The sequence below is a fragment of the Brevundimonas sp. NPDC046655 genome (assembly GCF_044901625.1).
GTDB lineage: Bacteria > Pseudomonadota > Alphaproteobacteria > Caulobacterales > Caulobacteraceae > Brevundimonas.
The window spans coordinates 1,290,842-1,306,993 of the sequence record NZ_JBJDPV010000001.1; the positions used below are offsets into that span (position 1 = coordinate 1,290,842).

A 16,152-nucleotide genomic window follows, 5' to 3' on the forward strand; every position below is an offset into this window, starting at 1 on the left:
CCGATGCGCCCTCTGCTCAGCCTGATCGTCCTCCTGCTCACCCTTGGCCTGACCGCCCCCGCACTGGCCCAGACGGCCTCGGCCTCGGAGGCACAGGTCGCGTGGCGGCTGCTCGACTACGTGGCGGTCGACTACGCCGGCGCGGTAGAGAACGGCCAGGTGACCAATCCCGCCGAATACGGAGAGATGGTCGAATTCAGCGGCCAGATCCTCACCCGCCTGGAAGCCCTGCCCTCCACGCAGACCAAGGCCGATCTGGTCCGGGACGCTCTCGCTCTTCAAGTCGCTATCCGGAACAGGAGCGATCCGCGCACCGTCGCCGGCCAGGCCAAAAGCTTGGCCGCCGCGGTTCTGGCGGCCTATCCAAGTCCGCTGGCGCCGTCATTCCCGCCCGACCTGGCCAAGGGGGCCGCCCTCTATGACGCGCAATGCGCTGTCTGCCATGGCGCCACAGGGCGCGCCGACGGCGCGGGCGCGCAAGGACTTGATCCTGCTCCTATTGCATTCGCAGACGTCGAGCGCGCCCGCCAACGCAGCGTCTTCGGCCTGTACCAGGTGATCGACCAGGGGCTCGACGGCACGGCGATGGCCAGCTTTTCCCATCTACCGGCTGAGGACCGCTGGGCTCTGGCCTTCTACGTCGGCCGTTTCGCCTTCACTGACGCCGAAGCGGTCGAAGGCCGGCGTCTTTGGGAGAGCGACCCGGCGATCCGCACCGGCTACCCGGATCTGGCTGCCGTCACGCAGGCGACGCCGGCGGAGTTGGCGGCCCGCATCGGCGAGACGAAGGCGCGGGCGGTGACGGCCTATCTGCGCCGCCACCCGGAGGCGGCGGTTCGCCCCAAGGGATCGACCCTCACCCTGGCTCGGACGCGTCTGGCGGAGAGTGAAGCCGCCTATCGTCGGGGAGACCGAAAGGCCGCGACCGACCTGGCGCTGTCGGCCTATCTCGACGGCGTCGAGCCGGTCGAGCCGGCGCTTGGCGCGCGAGACACCGCCCTTCTACGTCGCATCGAGACGGCCATGACCGATCTCCGCGTGTCGATCAGCAAGGGCGCGGCAGAGACGGAGGTCGCGGACCGGATCGCTCGTCTGAACGCCCTGTTCGACACCGCCGAGCGGGCCCTGGCGCCCCAGAAGGCGGACAATCTCGCCAGCTTCATCGGCGCCTTCACGATACTGCTTCGCGAAGGACTGGAGGCGCTGCTCATTGTGGTGGCGATGATCGCCTTCCTCAGGAAGGCCGACCGGCCTGAGGTGTTGCGTTACGTCCACGGAGGATGGGTGGCGGCTCTGGTCGCCGGCGGCGCCACCTGGGCGGCCGCGACCTTCTTCATCTCCATCAGCGGGGCCAGCCGAGAGCTCACTGAAGGGTTTGGCTCGCTTCTGGCGGCGGTCGTGCTCGTTTCCGTCGGCATCTGGATGCACGGCAAGTCGCATGCCGACGCCTGGCAGACCTATATTCGCGCCAAGCTCTCCAAGGCGCTCTCGAAGCGATCGGCATGGTTCCTCTTCCTGTTGGCCTTCGTCGTGGTCTACCGGGAGGTCTTCGAGACGATCCTCTTCTATGCGGCGATCTGGAGCCAGGGCGGCCATGTCGGCATGCTGGCCGGCGCGCTCACCGCAGTGGCGATCCTGGCGTTCGCGGCCTGGGCGCTGCTCGCCTACAGCAAACATCTGCCGATCGGTCGGTTCTTCTCGCTGAGCTCAATCCTCATGGCCGTCCTGTCGGTCGTTCTTGTCGGGAAAGGCGTGGCGGCGCTTCAGGAAGCGGGTTGGCTCGATGTCCACCCGATCACCTGGGCGCCGCGTATCGAGATTTTGGGCCTCTACCCCACCGTGGAAGGCGTCGGGGTCCAGCTTCTAACGCTCGTCGTGCTGGCAATCGGGTTTGCGCGTACCTCCGGTTCGAAACGGCAGGGCTCGGCCAAGGCCTAGCTGGTTATCTCCGAATGTATCGGACCGAGAGGACCAGCGGCTTCACTCGGGGGGGGGGGGGGGGAAGGCCCGCCCCGGCCCGGGGCTGTAACCCCGTCAAGCCCCAGAGTATCGGTCAGGTCTCTACCGGTCTGTATCGACAAGGACAGTCGCCGCGTTGCCTGGCCCTCATCGGGCAGGTGGGAGAAGCTCTATTGGTGAGCGACAGACCCGTGACCGACGCCAGCCCCGTCGCCGTCGCCGGTTTCAATTTGAACGGTGGCGTGGTCGATGCCGTGAACGTCGTTCATCTGCGCCAGCACCGCCCGACGCACCTGTTCAGCGGCCTGGCCTTCGGCAACGACCAGATGGACCGAGCCGTTCACATCATCGCTGCTGACGCCCCATAGGTGCAGGTCGTGGACTTCAGCCACACCCGGCACGGCCGCGATCGTCGCGCGCACCGCCTCCAGAGACAGGCCCTTGGGCACGCCTTCAAGGAGGATATGGGTGGTGTTCTTCAACAGCATCCAGGTCCGCGGCAACACCCAAAGGCCGATGCCGATCGCGACAACCGGATCGACCCAGGTCCAGCCCGTCAGCATGATGAGGACGGCGCCGCCGATCACCCCGACGGAGCCCAGCATGTCGGCCCAAACCTCCAGATAGGCCCCTTTCACGTTCAGGCTGGCGTTCGCCCCAGAGGCCAGAAGCCGCATCGACACGAGGTTCACGACCAGGCCCAGGGAGGCGACGACAAGCATCCCGACGGAGCCAACGGGTTCCGGCGAAAACAGGCGCAGAACTCCTTCATAGAGGACGTAGCCGGCCACCACGAACAGCAGGACGGCGTTGAAGGCGGCGGCGAGGATTTCGAACCGGCGATAGCCAAAGGTCCGCACAGCGTCGGCCGGACGCTCGCCTATCTTGATCGCCGCCAGCGCGATCGCCAGCGCAGCGACATCGGTGAACATGTGCGCCGCGTCCGACAGCAGGGCCAGACTTTTGAACACCACGGCCCCGACGACTTCGGCGATCAGGAAGCTGGACGTCAGGGCGAGCGCCCATATCAGGCGCTTGCTGCTGGCGTCGGCGCCGTGAGAATGACCTTGGGCCATGAAGCTCTTCCTGGTGGGCGCCGTCGATGTCTGGCCTGATCGATCATTGGCGAACATGCTTCGCCCCGCAACAGTCCTGATCGATCGAAACGACGAGAACAGGAGCGCCAGACCCTGCCCCTGCGCCGCTTGGAATCGGTATTCGTCCCAAGTCGCCGTGGAAACGGCGACTATGCGTTGACGGCGCCGACTGCATGGGTGTGATCTGGATCAACGCAACTTCACGTCACGCTGAGCCAGAGATCGAGAATGACTGAAAAGCTCCGACTCGACATTCCGCTGCTATTGCCGGACGTCCCCGACGTGGCCGACGCCTGTGTCGCCCGATTGCTCTCTGATATCCGTGGAAGAGAGGGCGTCGACGACGTCCACGTCGTCGCAATGAGCGATGAAGCGGCCGCGCAGCTGTGCATTCACTTTGATCCCGACCTCCTGTCTATGGCCCGGATTCGCGAACTCGCTGCAGCGGCCGGCGCCGACATCTCCCAGCGATACGGCCACGCCGTGTGGCGGATCGACAGTCGATATGAGCGCCAGGCACGGACGATCGGCGCACGACTTAGGGCCGCCCCGGGCGTCCTGGAAGCTGAAGTCGGCGCTGGAGGAACAGTCCGTGTCGAGTACGATCGCACGATCATAGGCGAACCCGCGCTCCGCGAGGAGCTGGACAGGGCTCTCGGAATGAGAGCCAAACCGGCGGCGCCCCCTGCGGAGTCGGTCGAACGTCGCGATCACGGCCACGGGTCGGGCCAACCGAAACATGGCGCAGAGCCTGCCCACGCCCATGGCGGCGGCGCGGAACTCATCTTCGCTCTTGTCTGCGGCGCCTTGTTGATTGTCGGGTTCGCCATCGAAAAACTGCTCGCCCTGCCCTCGTGGGTTCCTTTGGCCTTCTATCTGGGCGCCTATGTCTTCGGCGGCGTATTCACCCTTCGGGAGGCGATCGAAAACCTCCGGCTTAAGCGGTTCGAGATCGACACCCTGATGCTGGTGGCGGCCGCCGGAGCCGCCGCGCTGGGCGCCTGGGCCGAAGGCGCCTTGCTGTTGTTCCTGTTCAGCCTGGGCCATGCGCTGGAGCACTACGCCATGGGGCGAGCCAGGCACGCTATCGAGGCCTTGGCGGAGCTCGCGCCGCGCACCGCGCTGGTTCGGAAGAACGGCGAACTGGTGGAGACGCCGGTCGAGGAGCTGGCGGTTGGCGACGTGGTCGTCGTGAAACCCGATGCGCGCCTCCCGGCCGACGGTTTTGTCCTGAAGGGTGTCAGCAGCATCAACCAGGCTCCCGTCACCGGCGAGAGCATTCCGGCGGACAAGCGTCCGGTCGATGACGAGGCCGAAGCCCGCCGCACCCCCGATGCGGTGGACGCCGCCCATCGCGTCTTCGCCGGATCCATCAACGGCAGCGGGGCCATCGAGATCGAAGTGACCCGACGCTCGACAGACAGCGCCCTCGCCAAGGTCGTGCGGATGGTCAGCGAGGCGGAAACGCAGAAGTCGCCGACCCAACGCTTCACCGAGAAGTTCGAACGCATCTTCGTGCCTTCTGTATTGGCCCTGGCGACCCTTCTCCTGTTCGCCGGGGTGGTGGTGGACGAACCCTTCCGCGACAGCTTCTATCGCGCGATGGCGGTCCTGGTCGCCGCTAGCCCTTGCGCACTGGCCATCGCCACGCCCAGCGCGGTGCTTTCGGGGGTGGCGCGGGCGGCCCGCGGCGGCGTCCTGGTCAAGGGGGGCGGCCCACTCGAAAACCTGGGATCGCTTTCGGCCATCGCCTTCGACAAGACGGGCACCCTGACCGAGGGGCGCCCCCGCATCACTGATGTCGTCCCCGCCCCCGGCGTGACGGAAACCGCCTTGCTGTCGATAGCGGTCGCAGTCGAGAGTCTGAGCGACCACCCCTTGGCTCGGGCCATCGCGCGTGATGGTCGCGAGCGGCTCGGTGAGACCGCCTTGCCTCTCGCTTCCGACCTCGACAGTTTGACGGGACGCGGCGTCTCCGCCCAGGTAGACGGCCAGACGATCCTGATCGGCAAGGCCGAACTGTTCGGCTCAGAGGGCGTCGCCCCCCTGTCCCGCCCGATGCAGGAAGCGATCGCGGCCCTGCGGGACAATGGCAGGACCACCATGGTCGTTCGGCAGGGGGACCGGGACCTGGGCGCCATCGGCCTGATGGACACGCCGCGCGAGGCCGCCAGTATCGCGCTCGCGCAGCTCCGAAAATTGGGCATTCGCCGCATGATCATGATCTCGGGCGACCATCAGAAGGTCGCCGACGCGGTGGCGCGCGAGGTCGGGCTCGACGAGGCCTGGGGCGATCTGATGCCCGAAGACAAGGTCGAGGCGATCCACAGGCTCCGAGCTGAGGCCAAGGTCGCCATGGTCGGCGACGGCGTCAATGACGCTCCGGCCATGGCCAACGCCACTGTGGGCATAGCCATGGGCGCCGCGGGTTCGGATGTGGCGCTGGAAACCGCTGACGTCGCCCTGATGGCCGACGATTTGGCCCACCTCCCCTTCGCTGTCGGTCTCAGTCGTCGAACCCGGACGATCATCCTGCAGAACGTCTTCGCCAGCCTGGGGGTCGTGGCGATCCTCGTCCCCGCGACGATATTCGGCCTCGGCATCGGCCCCGCCGTCGCCATGCACGAGGGGTCCACCCTTTTGGTCGTGTTCAACGCCCTGCGATTGCTGGCATACAGGGACAGGACGGGAGAACCGCCATGATCTACCGCGACATCATCGTTGATGCGACGCCGAGGGACGATCTCGTCCAGACCCTGGAATATGCTCGCGATCTGGCCGCGGGGTTCGACGCTCGAGTGAAAGCGGCCTGCTTCGCCTGGCCCCGCACGTCGGCGCTCAGGACGGCTCTGGCGAGCAACCCCCTCTCGGTCCTCGAGGACACGCGAAGAATGGAGGCCGCCCTCGCTGCCGCCCACGGCGCTTTTCTTCAGGTCTTCGGCTCCGATGCGAAAACCGCCGAATGGATTTCCGGCGTGGCGGAGCCCGCCCGCTCCTTGTGCGATCACCTGCTCACTGCCGATCTGCTCGTCACCTCCTCGGCGCCGCCGGTCGCCTGCCTGCTTCCCAACGCAGGCGAACTCGCCATCCACGGCGGCGGCCCCGTCCTGCGTTTCGGGCAGGCGGCCAAGGGCCGCGGCTTTTCCAATGCGGTCATCGGCTGGAAGGATGCGCCTCAGGCGAGGCGCGCCTTGCACGACGCCCTGCCGCTGCTCCAGCGCGCTCAAGTCGTGACCGTGATCGGCGTCGGGGACGAGGTCGAACAGGGTCAGCTCGAAGCCGTCGCGGCTCATCTGAAGCGGCACGACGTGACAGCCGCCGTCAACCCTATCCCGGCGTCAGTTGGCTCCACGGGCGCTGAAGACCTTCTCGGCGAAGCTCGCCGTCTCGGCGCCGACCTGATCGTCACCGGGGCCTTCGGTCGCGGACCCTTGGCGCAACGTGTGTGGGGCGGCATGACAAGCGGCCTTCAGACCGACGTCGAACTGTCGTGGCTGATGTCGCACTAGGACGGTTCCACAACGCCGGGGCGCTCCCTGCATCAGGGAGACGCACCGGCTCTCGCCGTCGCCAGGAAGGACGGGTCCGGCCGGCGCGCCGCCCTGCTTCAGTTCATAGACATGGTCGAACGATCGATATGCCCGAGCTGCACTTCGTCTCTTGAGACGTATAGCGCCGCGGTTCCCCCAACCAAGACGAGGAACAGCAGGCCGAGACCTATCAACATGTGGCGATCGCGCTTTCCGATCACGGCATAGATGGCGCCGAGCCCGACAAGAGCCGCCGGAAAGCCGAGGTGCAGCGGCAGACGATAGAGTCCGAGCCAGATGAACGAGAACAGGAAGCCGCCGATCCCCGCTCCCGTCACGGCAAACAGAAGAAGGCCTATGCCGACCGCCGGATGAACGCGTCGCTCCGCGCTCCGCCGAACGGCCGGTCGTCGGGCCTTACGCCGACGCTTGGGCATGAGACATCCTCCACGTCCGCATCGCCATTTCGCTCATCTCCAGGCTCCGCTCAGGGCAGTTGAAACAGGGAGGTGAACCCGCCGGCGCGTTGCAGCAGCTCCAGGGACTCGAACACCGGCACGGCGAGTAGAAAGACCAGACCGTCCCGGACCGTTCGCAAGAAGAAGACGGGCCGGATGGAAAGCACGTCGGCGTCCCGCCATAGCGACAAATTCGGCAGGAAACGCGGGGTGCTGGAGACGTAGGCCTCATAGGGTGGCCCGAAGGCCTGAACCAGAAAGGCTTCCTCGCGGCCGACCACGACACGGAAGACCCCATAGGCCGCCACAGCGAAAACGACGGCGACGACAAGGCTGCCTGTTTGCGCGCCGACTCCGAATGCACCGAAAAAACTGAACACGTAAAGCGGATTGCGACTGATGGAATAGGGACCGACGTCGACGATCTCCTGCTTCTTGCGACCGCCGATATAGAGCGAACACCAGGCGCGCCCCAGAATGCAGGCCAGGATGCTGACGAGGCCGAGGTGTTCGACAGGGTGCTCCAGATAGGGGACGGCCTGAACCGTGGCCGTCCACGCCAACATGACCGCTAGGCCCGCAGCGAGGATGTATTTGCGCCACAACTGGACGCGTTGGATATCGACCATTGGGAGACTTTCAGATGAGAGCCGGTGACGGCTCTGAATTGGGGCCGCAGGCTTCGGAAGGCGAACCGTGGGCGGCGGTCGTCGCTGCCCACGGTCCGTTGGTGCGAGGGGGCTCAGTCCTCGATCCCCTCCGATTTACGATGCTTGACCGCCTTTGCTGCAAAGGTCGGCAGGACCAGGAGCGTCAGGACCGTCGCCGTCAGCAGACCGCCGATGACCACAGTGGCCAGCGGCTTCTGCACCTCGGCCCCCGCCCCGTGCGCCAGCGCCATGGGAATGAAGCCGACGATGGCCACCAGGGCCGTGGTCAGCACCGCTCGCAGGCGACTGGACGCCCCTTCGATGGCGGCCGCGACAGGCTCAAGTCCGGCCTGCAGCCGCTCCCGGATCGCCTGCATCAGCACCAGTCCGTTCAGGGTCGCAACGCCCGACACGGCGATGAAGCCAACCGCCGCCGACACCGAGAAGGGCATCCCCCTGAGCAACAGCGCCAGCGCCCCGCCGACCAGGGCCAGAGGCACGCAGGCAAAGACCAGGCCGGCCTCCGCAAACGATCCCAGCGCCATGAACAGCAGGACGCCGATCAGGATGAAGACGATCGGGATCACCAGACCCAGGCGCTGTTCGGCCCGTTTCAGGTTCTCGAACTGTCCACCCCAGTCGAGGCGATAGCCGACCGGAAGGGCGATGTCGGCCACCGCCGCCTGGGCGTCGGTCACGAAGCCGCCGAGATCGCGACCGCGCACATTGGCCTGGACCACCATGCGTCGGCTGCCGTTCTCACGGCTGATCTGGTTCGGTCCTTCAGCCGTCTCGATACGCGCGACCGACGACAGGGGCACGATCACCCCCGTGCTCGAGACGATGGGCAGGGCGGCGAGGGTCGCCGGATCGTTTCGCGCGTCATCCGGCAGACGCACGACGACATCGAAGCGACGGTCGCCCTCGAAGATACGACCCGCCTCGGCGCCCCCGACGGCGGCCGAGACCGCCTCCGAGACGTCGGCCGCCGACAGCCCGTAGTTGGCCGCCGCGAACCGATCGACGCTGATGGTCAGGGTCGGCAGGCCGGACGCCTGCTCCACCCGCACGTCGGCCGCGCCGGGCGTGGCCCGCAGCTTGGCGGCCACCGCATCAGCCGTCTTCTGCAAGGTGTCGAAATCGTCGCCATAGACCATGACCGCGAGGTCGGTGCGGACGCCCGAGATCAGTTCGTTGAAGCGTAGTTCGATCGGCTGGCTGAACTCGAAGCTGTTGCCGATCTGCTGGCTGGCGACATCTTCAATCCGGGCGATCAGGTCTTCCTTCGACAGCTTGGGATTCGGCCAGTCCTTGCGATCCTTGAGGATGATGACCGCGTCCGAGATGTTGGCGGGCATGGGGTCGACAGCGGCCTCGGCCGTGCCCGTCCTGGAGAACATGGTCTCCACCTCGGGCTGAGCCTTGATGGCGCGTTCAAGGGCCATCTGCATGGCCAGGGATTGCTCCAAAGAGGCGGAAGGCACGCGCAGCGACTGCATGGCGATATCGCCCTCGTCCAGGGTCGGGATGAACTCCCGGCCCAGGCTCATGAAGGAGACGGCCCCCACGCCCAGCATCGCCAGGGCGGCGATCAGGACCACCTTGGGACGAGCGACGGCCGCGCCGATGGCCGGCTGGATCCACCGACGAGCAAATCGCAGGATGCGGGTCTCATGCTCCTCGGCCTTGCCGTCCGGTCCCAGATGGACGGTCTTGGGATCCCTCACCAGGAGAGCCGTCATCGCCGGCACGAAGGTGAAGGAGAAGATGAAGGCGCCGACCAGGGCCAGCATGACCGTCGCCCCCATGGGCACGAAGGTCTTGCCCTCCACCCCTTCCAGCATCAGCAGCGGCGTGAAGACCAGGAGGATGATCAGCTGGCCGAAGGCGGCCGGTTTGACCATCTGGCGCGCCGCCTGCATGGCCACGCCGAGACGTTCGTGACGGGTCAGCATCCGCCCCAGTTCGCCCCGCCGCTGGGTCAGCATCAGCAGGGTGTTTTCGATCACCACCACGCCGCCGTCGACCATCAGGCCGAAGTCGAGCGCGCCCAGGCTCATCAGGTTTCCGCTGATGCCGAACCGGTTCATGCCAATGACGGCGAACAGGAAAGACAGCGGGATCATCAGGGCCGTGATCGCCGCCGCCCGGAAGTTTCCGAGCAGCAGGAACAGGACGACGATGACGAACAGGGCGCCTTCGATCAGGTTGCGCGCCACGGTCGAAATGGTCGAGTTGACCAGATCGCTGCGGTTCAGCACCGGCGCGGCGACCACGCTGGGCGGCAAGGTGGCCGCCACCTGTTCCAGCCGCTCGGCCGCGGCCTGAGCCACGGTTCGGCTGTTCTCGCCGGCCAGCATCAGGGCGGTGCCCAGCACCGCCTCATGCCCGTCGCGGCTGGCCCCGCCGAGGCGCGGCGCCTGGCCGATCTCGACCGTCGCCACATCGGCGACACGAACCACCAGACCGCCGCGATTGACGACCGGCGCCTGGGCCAGGTCCTCGACCGTCGTGGCCAGGGCGTCGGTGCGGACCACCAGGGCCTCGCCTGCCCGCTGGACATAGCCGGCGCCCGCCTGGGTGTTGGCCCGGTCCAGCGCCTGCACCAGATCATTCATGCCCAGGCCGTAGCGGGTCAGGGCGGCGGCGTCAGGCCGGACGGCATATTCCTTTACATAGCCGCCGTTGACGTCGACCCCGGCCAGGCCGGGCGCCGTGCGCATCTGCGGGGCGATGATCCAGTCCTGAACCGTGCGCAGATAGGTGGCGCGCTGCTGCGGCGTGGTCAGCCGCTCGCCTTCCGGCGTCAGATAGGATCCGTCGGCCTGCCAGCCGGGCTTGCCGTTGGCGACCGTGGTCTTGGGGCTGAAGGGGACATAGTCGACCGTCCACATCAGCACCTCGCCCAGGCCGGTCGTGATGGCCGACAGATTGGGCTCGACGCCTTCGGGCAGCTTCTCCGACGCCTGCCGCATCCGCTCGGCCACCTGCTGGCGGGCGAAATAGATGTCGGTCTGGTCGGTGAAGACGACGGTGATCTGGCTGAAGCCGTTGCGGGACAGGGAGCGGGTGCTCTGCAGTCCCGGAATGCCGGCCATGGCCGTCTCAAGCGGATAGGTGACCTGGCGTTCGATCTGCTCGGGCGCCAGCGCCGGGGCGACGGTCGTGATCTGGACCTGTCGATTGGTGATGTCGGGAACGGCGTCGATCGGCAGTTTGGTCAGTTCGAACAGGCCAAGCGCGGCGACGAGCGCCACGGCCAGGACGACGAACCAGCGAAAACGGACGGACGCTTCGATAAGAGCTTTAAACATATTCCGTCGCTCCTAGTGGCCGTGCTCGGCTTCGCCCTTGGCGAGCTCCGCCTTGAGCAGGAAGGCCTTGGCCCCGGCGATGCGTTCGGCGCCGGTCAGGCCCCGCACGATCTCCGTCCGGCCGCCGGCCTGGCGGCCGACCATGACCGGAACGGCGCGGAAGCCGCCTTCAACCTGGACGAAGACGACAGTACCGCCATCGACCGTCTGGACGGCCTCGGTAGGAACGGTCACGCCGTCGGCTTCGCCGCCCGTCACCAGGGCGCCGCTGACCGGCGAACCGGCCGGCGGCAAGGCTCCGCCGGCCGGCCGGGCGCGAATGACCGTCGCACCGCTCTCGCCGGCGCCGCCCGCGGCTACGCCCGTGACGATCGCATCGAATTCACCGGCAGGACCTTGAACACGCAACGACGATCCCGCCCGAACCTGGGCGGCCAGGGCCGGCGGCGCATTGAACACCAGTTCCACACGCGCCGGGTTGGTGACCTCGGCGACCACGCCGCCCTGAGGCGCGAACCCGCCCGGACCGACCAGAACCGAAGTCACCACGCCCGAGATCGGGCTGGAGACGCTGATCCGCCCCGAGGCATTGGGCCCGCCTGCAGCAGAGGCGCGGGCGCGCGCGGCCCGGGCCGCGGCGTCGGCGCTGAGCGATTGGGCGCGCGAGGTTTCGACCTCCTGGCGCGCCACCACGCCCTGGGACGCCAGGCTGTCGTTCCTCTGATAGGCGCGCCGCGCCGCGTCAGCCGCCGCAGCGGCGGCGTCGGCGTCGGCGCGGAAGGTGGCGGCGTCGCCGCTGACCAGCACCGCCAGGGCCTGGCCGGCGCGTACCGACTGGCCCGGCGCCACCAGAACCCGCTCGACCCGGCCGCCCACTGAAGCGGCCACGGCGGCGCGCGCATCGATCATGGGTTCAACACGGCCGGCAAGGCGGGTCTCCCCGCCTCCACCGCGCCCGACCGCCATAACAGTGATGCCTGAAGCTTCGATCTGCGCAGGGGTCAGGTTGATAACGCCCTCCTCCGCTTCGCCCGCGGCTTCGCCTTCATGGCCGGCTTCTGCGGGCGCCTCAACCGCCGGCGAGGGCGCAGGCCCGTCGCGGGTCATGAGGAAGGCCGCGCCGCCGATGACGATGACCGCAACGGCGGCGCCGGCCATCAGCCAGGTCTTTCTGGTCTTGATCAGGGTGTTCACAGGGCGGCTCCAAACGGGATGCGGCCTTGCAGGCGCGCGAGGTCGATTTCCGCACGGACGCGCGCGAGGCGGGCGTCAACGGCGGCGGTGCGGGCGGAGATCAGGGCGGCGCGGGATGCGCGCAGTTCAAGCTGGGAGATGCGTCCGGCTTCGAAACCCAGCCGAGAAAGGCGATAGGCCTCCTCGGCCGAGGTCACGCCGGCGTCCGTCGCTCCCACGCGACTGACGGAGGCGTTGAGGCGCGCCAGAGCCGCGCTTCGATCGGCGGCTTCTTCGAGGCGAGCGCCGTCGAGACGGGCTTCCGCCGCCCGGAACTCAGCCTGGGCCGCCTGGATATTGCCCCGATTTCGATCGAACAGCGGCAGGGGCATGCTGACGCCGAACGTCAATGCGGTGGCGTCTTCGGCTTCGTAGCGCCTCACCCCGACCGAAGCGCTGACGTTGGGACGAGCATTGATCCGCTCCACCCGGATACGCCGTTCGGCCGTGTCGCGCTCCGCTTCCGCCACGCGCACGACGGGCGAAATCGATCCGGAGGGCTCCGACGCCGATGGCGTGCGATCCAGAACGCCTGCGTCGATGGAGGTGACGGCCGTCGGCAACATCGCCGTCGCCGTCAACCGCGCGAAAGCGGCCTCGCGTTCAGCGCCGGCCTCGTCTTGCGAAGCACGCGCCGAGGCCGCCTCGGTTTCCGCCTGAATGCCGCGCAACAGGGGTTCTCGCCCCTCTTCCACCAGCAACAGGGCGGCGCGAGCGTCGGCCAGGGTGATGGTCAAGGCCTCCTTGGCCAGTTGAAATCGACGATCAGCCGCCTCGGCCTCGGCGTAAACCAGCGCCAGCCGACCCGCAGCGTCTACGCCGGCGAGATCGCGGCGAAGAGCGGCTGCGCCGGCTTCCCCGCGCGCGACCTCCACCCTGGCGCTGCGACGCCCCCAGAGTTCAAGGTCCTGGGTCACAGCCAGGCTGGTCTCGGCATTGCTGTAGCCGTCATAGGGACCGCTCCCCAGGACGCCGTCGACGCTCAGGCCGAGTTGAGGATTGGGGCGCACGCGCGCCTGACGAACGCGCGCCTCGGCGGCGTCGAGCAAGGCGCCGGCCTCGACGTTGACCGGCGTCTGGCCGATGCGTCCGAGCAGGGTTTCATAGCTTGGCGCAGGATCAGCCCAGGCAGGTGCAGCGGCCGCTGTCGCTACGGCGACCACGGCGCAGCCGGCCGCCAGGAGCGGCGACCGACGATGTGAGGAAGACATGGTTCATTTCCCAGATTTCTGACGGATGGGCGCACGAAGGCGCGGCATTCGAGTCAGACTCTGGGTGGGCGGTCCGGGCCGGCCGGCGTTCGGGACGCCATCTGGTCGCACTTCGGCGCCTTGGGGCCGCCAGTCTTGTCCAGCTTGGCCGGAACAGCGATCGACAAAGGCTGTATGCCGGTTGAGCCGTGGTGACAGTGACCATGGGCGCAGCCGCCGTGTTTTAGGTCGCCGCCCTTGCCCTGTTCCTGGTTCTGCTCGGGCGAGGCCGAAAAGGATGAGGCCGCGGCATCAGCCTGGGCTTCCGGCGCGCAGGTCGCCGCCTCCGCGGCCGGCAGGAAACCGAACACGACGATGATGAGCGCAAGAAGCGCCCCCGCCAGAAGTGTCCTGTTCGACCATTCAAACATGATCACTTCCTAGCACAACGCAGGCGAGCGGCAAACGAGAACGAGGCATCAAACGCCGCAAGCCCAGCCTTGTTTCAGGACCGATCGTCGACGGACGTGAAACGTCGCGGGTCACCTCGGCTTCCATCGCAGCAAACGCATGGCGTTGGCGGTCACCAGCACGGTCGCCCCGGTATCGGCGAGGATAGCCGGCCACAGACCGGTGACGCCGATCAAGGTCGTGACCAGGAAGACGGCCTTCAGGCCCAGGGAGATGGTGATGTTCTGACGGATGTTGCCCATCACCCCGTTCGACAGGACGATCATGTCGGGAATGTCCTGGACCCGACCGTGCAGCACCGCCGCGTCAGCCGTCTCAAGAGCCACGTCGGCGCCGCCGCCCATGGCGATGCCGATGTCGGCGGCGGCGAGTGCTGGCGCGTCATTGATGCCGTCGCCGACCTTGGCGACGACAAGACCTTGGGCCTGGAGTTCCTTGACGATCCTCTGCTTGTCCTGCGGCAGCAGTTCCGCGCGCGCTTCGACGCCGAGGCCGCTGGCGACCGCCTCGGCGGTGCGCTGGTTGTCCCCCGTCAGCATGACAGAGCGAACCCCCATGGCCTTCAGACGAGCCAAGCCCGCCGCTGCGTCGGACCGCGCCTCGTCCCTTATGGCCAGGAAGCCCACGACCCGGCCGTCGATCACGACGACCGAAACGGTCTTGCCCTGCGCATTGAAGCGCGCGACCGCCTCATCCTGAGACGCAGAGAGCAAAGTCCGCCGCGCGGCGGCCTGAGGCGAGCCCAGGAAGACCTCTTCGCCCCCCACGGTCCCTTCCACGCCCTCCCCCGCGATCGCCCGGGCCGCCGAAGCGGGCAGGATGGACACGCCCTCGGCCTTGGCGCGATTGAGTATGGCCACGGCCAGGGGGTGGCTCGATCCGGTTTCCAGCGCCGCCGCCAGCGCGAGCATCTCGGCTTCCGGACGTGCGCCGGCCACGATGTCGGTCACCAGCGGCTTGCCGGACGTCAGCGTTCCCGTCTTGTCGAAGGCGACGGCGGTGATCTTGCCGAGGGTTTCGAGCACGGCCCCGCCCTTCATCAGCAGCCCCCGCCGTGCGCCGGCGGACAAACCTGCAGCGATGGCCGCCGGCGTCGAGATCACCAGGGAACAGGGACAGCCGATCAGCAGGATCGCCAGGCCCTTGTAAATCCATTCGCCCCACCCTGCCCCGAACACGAGCGGCGGCACGGTCGCGACCAGGGCGCCGACGACGAGAACCAGGGGCGTATAGATCTTCGAGAAGCGGTCGATGAAACGCTCGGTCGGCGACTTGGATTCCTGCGCCTCCTCCACCAGACGCACGACCCGCGCAATGGTGTTGTCGGCGGCGGCCGCGGTGACCCTGACGCGCAGGACGCCGCCTACATTGATGGTCCCGGCGTAGACAGGGTCGCCGACCATTTTCCGCTTGGGAACGCTCTCCCCCGTCACCGGGGCTTCATCGATTTCGCCTTCGCCTTCAACGATGTCCCCATCCGCCGGTACGCGGTCGCCGGGCCTCACCAGGATGACAACGCCGACCGCCAGGCCTTCAGCCGGAACTTCGCTGACCTGACCATTGACCTCGACAAGGGCGGTCTTGGGGACCAGGTCGGTCAACCCCTGGATGCTCTTGCGAGCACGGCCTGCAGCGACGCCCTCCAGCATTTCACCGACCAGGAAGAGAAGGACGACGACCGCCGCCTCTTCCTGAGCCCCGATGAACACGGCCCCGACCGCAGCGATCGTCATCAGCATCTCGATCGAGAACGGCGACCCGAACCGGGCGGCGGTGATCGCACGCCAGCCGACCGGGACAAGACCGACCGCCAGGGCGACCAGAAAGGCCTCGCGTTCGACGGCGGGGAACAGGTAGCCCAAGACATAGGCTGCGATCAGGGCGACGCCGCAGGCCGCCGTCAGCTTGGCCTTTCGGGTCCACCACCAGGGGCCCTTCAGCCTCGATGAGGTGATCTCCGAACCCGCCGAAGGTTCCAGCGGAATGAGGACCTCCACGCCGTAGCCCAGATTGCGGATCTGGCGAAGCACGCCCTCACCTGCGAAATCGGCGTCGTGTGTGACCTTCAGCAGGCCTGAAGAGACGGCCACCGCGACATCTGTGACGCCCGGCAGTTTCCGGACCGCCGTATCGACCTTGGAGCCGCAGCCTGCGCAATCCATTCCGGTCACGCGATATCGGGTTTCCAGAGTTTCCGGCGGCATGAGAGCTCCTTGTTTCGAACGCCGGGCGACGCTACTTCCTCTAGCG

Annotated in this window: 12 protein-coding genes; 3 read left to right on the forward strand and 9 right to left on the reverse strand. The window is 67.3% G+C overall.

Annotated elements, in window-relative coordinates; all coding sequences use genetic code 11:
• Nucleotides 1–3: 3 nt before the first annotated feature.
• Nucleotides 4–1,938 (forward strand): cytochrome c/FTR1 family iron permease, encoded by a 1,935-nt coding sequence (locus tag ACI2KI_RS06385; RefSeq protein WP_178826592.1) that lies wholly within the window; start codon nt 4–6, stop codon nt 1,936–1,938.
• A 191-nt stretch (nt 1,939–2,129) separates the two neighbouring features.
• Here ACI2KI_RS06385 and ACI2KI_RS06390 read toward each other — a convergent pair whose 3' ends face one another.
• On the reverse strand, nt 2,130–3,035 hold the full coding sequence (locus ACI2KI_RS06390) for a cation diffusion facilitator family transporter (RefSeq protein ID WP_184270874.1): 906 nt from the start codon (nt 3,033–3,035) through the stop codon (nt 2,130–2,132).
• A gap of 282 nt (nt 3,036–3,317) precedes the next feature.
• Nucleotides 3,318–3,797 carry a hypothetical protein gene (locus ACI2KI_RS06395; protein ID WP_404618967.1) on the reverse strand — a complete coding sequence of 160 codons (480 nt, stop codon included), beginning with the start codon at nt 3,795–3,797 and terminating at the stop codon, nt 3,318–3,320.
• Between ACI2KI_RS06395 and ACI2KI_RS06400 the strand changes: the two genes are divergently transcribed.
• Both ACI2KI_RS06400 and ACI2KI_RS06405 read left to right on the forward strand, forming a co-directional pair.
• Nucleotides 3,717–5,759: a heavy metal translocating P-type ATPase gene (locus ACI2KI_RS06400; RefSeq protein WP_404618510.1), complete on the forward strand. Its 2,043-nt coding sequence runs from the start codon at nt 3,717–3,719 to the stop codon at nt 5,757–5,759. The two genes, ACI2KI_RS06395 and ACI2KI_RS06400, sit on opposite strands and share 81 nt — an antisense overlap.
• Nucleotides 5,756–6,565 carry a universal stress protein gene (locus ACI2KI_RS06405; protein ID WP_404618512.1) on the forward strand — a complete coding sequence of 270 codons (810 nt, stop codon included), beginning with the start codon at nt 5,756–5,758 and terminating at the stop codon, nt 6,563–6,565. The genes ACI2KI_RS06400 and ACI2KI_RS06405 overlap by 4 nt, the downstream gene beginning before the upstream one ends.
• Nucleotides 6,566–6,663: 98 nt before the next feature.
• On the opposite strand, the gene ACI2KI_RS06410 is transcribed toward ACI2KI_RS06405, so the two are convergent.
• From ACI2KI_RS06410 to ACI2KI_RS06440, 7 genes are all read right to left on the reverse strand, one after another.
• Nucleotides 6,664–7,023 carry a hypothetical protein gene (locus tag ACI2KI_RS06410; RefSeq protein WP_404618514.1) on the reverse strand — a complete coding sequence of 120 codons (360 nt, stop codon included), beginning with the start codon at nt 7,021–7,023 and terminating at the stop codon, nt 6,664–6,666.
• Between the two features lie 50 nt (nt 7,024–7,073).
• The gene (locus ACI2KI_RS06415) at nt 7,074–7,673 is read right to left on the reverse strand and encodes an isoprenylcysteine carboxylmethyltransferase family protein (RefSeq protein ID WP_313472686.1); all 600 of its coding nucleotides are present in this window, start codon (nt 7,671–7,673) and stop codon (nt 7,074–7,076) included.
• 113 nt (nt 7,674–7,786) lie between these two features.
• Complete coding sequence (locus ACI2KI_RS06420; RefSeq protein WP_404618516.1) at nt 7,787–11,008, reverse strand: efflux RND transporter permease subunit; 3,222 nt, start codon at nt 11,006–11,008, stop codon at nt 7,787–7,789.
• Between the two features lie 12 nt (nt 11,009–11,020).
• Nucleotides 11,021–12,202 carry an efflux RND transporter periplasmic adaptor subunit gene (locus tag ACI2KI_RS06425; protein ID WP_225910410.1) on the reverse strand — a complete coding sequence of 394 codons (1,182 nt, stop codon included), beginning with the start codon at nt 12,200–12,202 and terminating at the stop codon, nt 11,021–11,023.
• Nucleotides 12,199–13,452, reverse strand: coding sequence for a TolC family protein (locus ACI2KI_RS06430; protein ID WP_178826574.1), 1,254 nt, complete (start codon nt 13,450–13,452; stop codon nt 12,199–12,201). The genes ACI2KI_RS06425 and ACI2KI_RS06430 overlap by 4 nt, the downstream gene beginning before the upstream one ends.
• A 53-nt stretch (nt 13,453–13,505) precedes the next feature.
• Nucleotides 13,506–13,862, reverse strand: a complete 357-nt coding sequence (locus ACI2KI_RS06435) for a hypothetical protein (protein WP_207826189.1) — start codon at nt 13,860–13,862, stop codon at nt 13,506–13,508.
• A gap of 111 nt (nt 13,863–13,973) precedes the next feature.
• A complete protein-coding gene (locus tag ACI2KI_RS06440; protein WP_313104768.1) occupies nt 13,974–16,106 on the reverse strand; it encodes a heavy metal translocating P-type ATPase in 2,133 nt (710 codons plus the stop codon).
• Nucleotides 16,107–16,152: the final 46 nt, after the last annotated feature.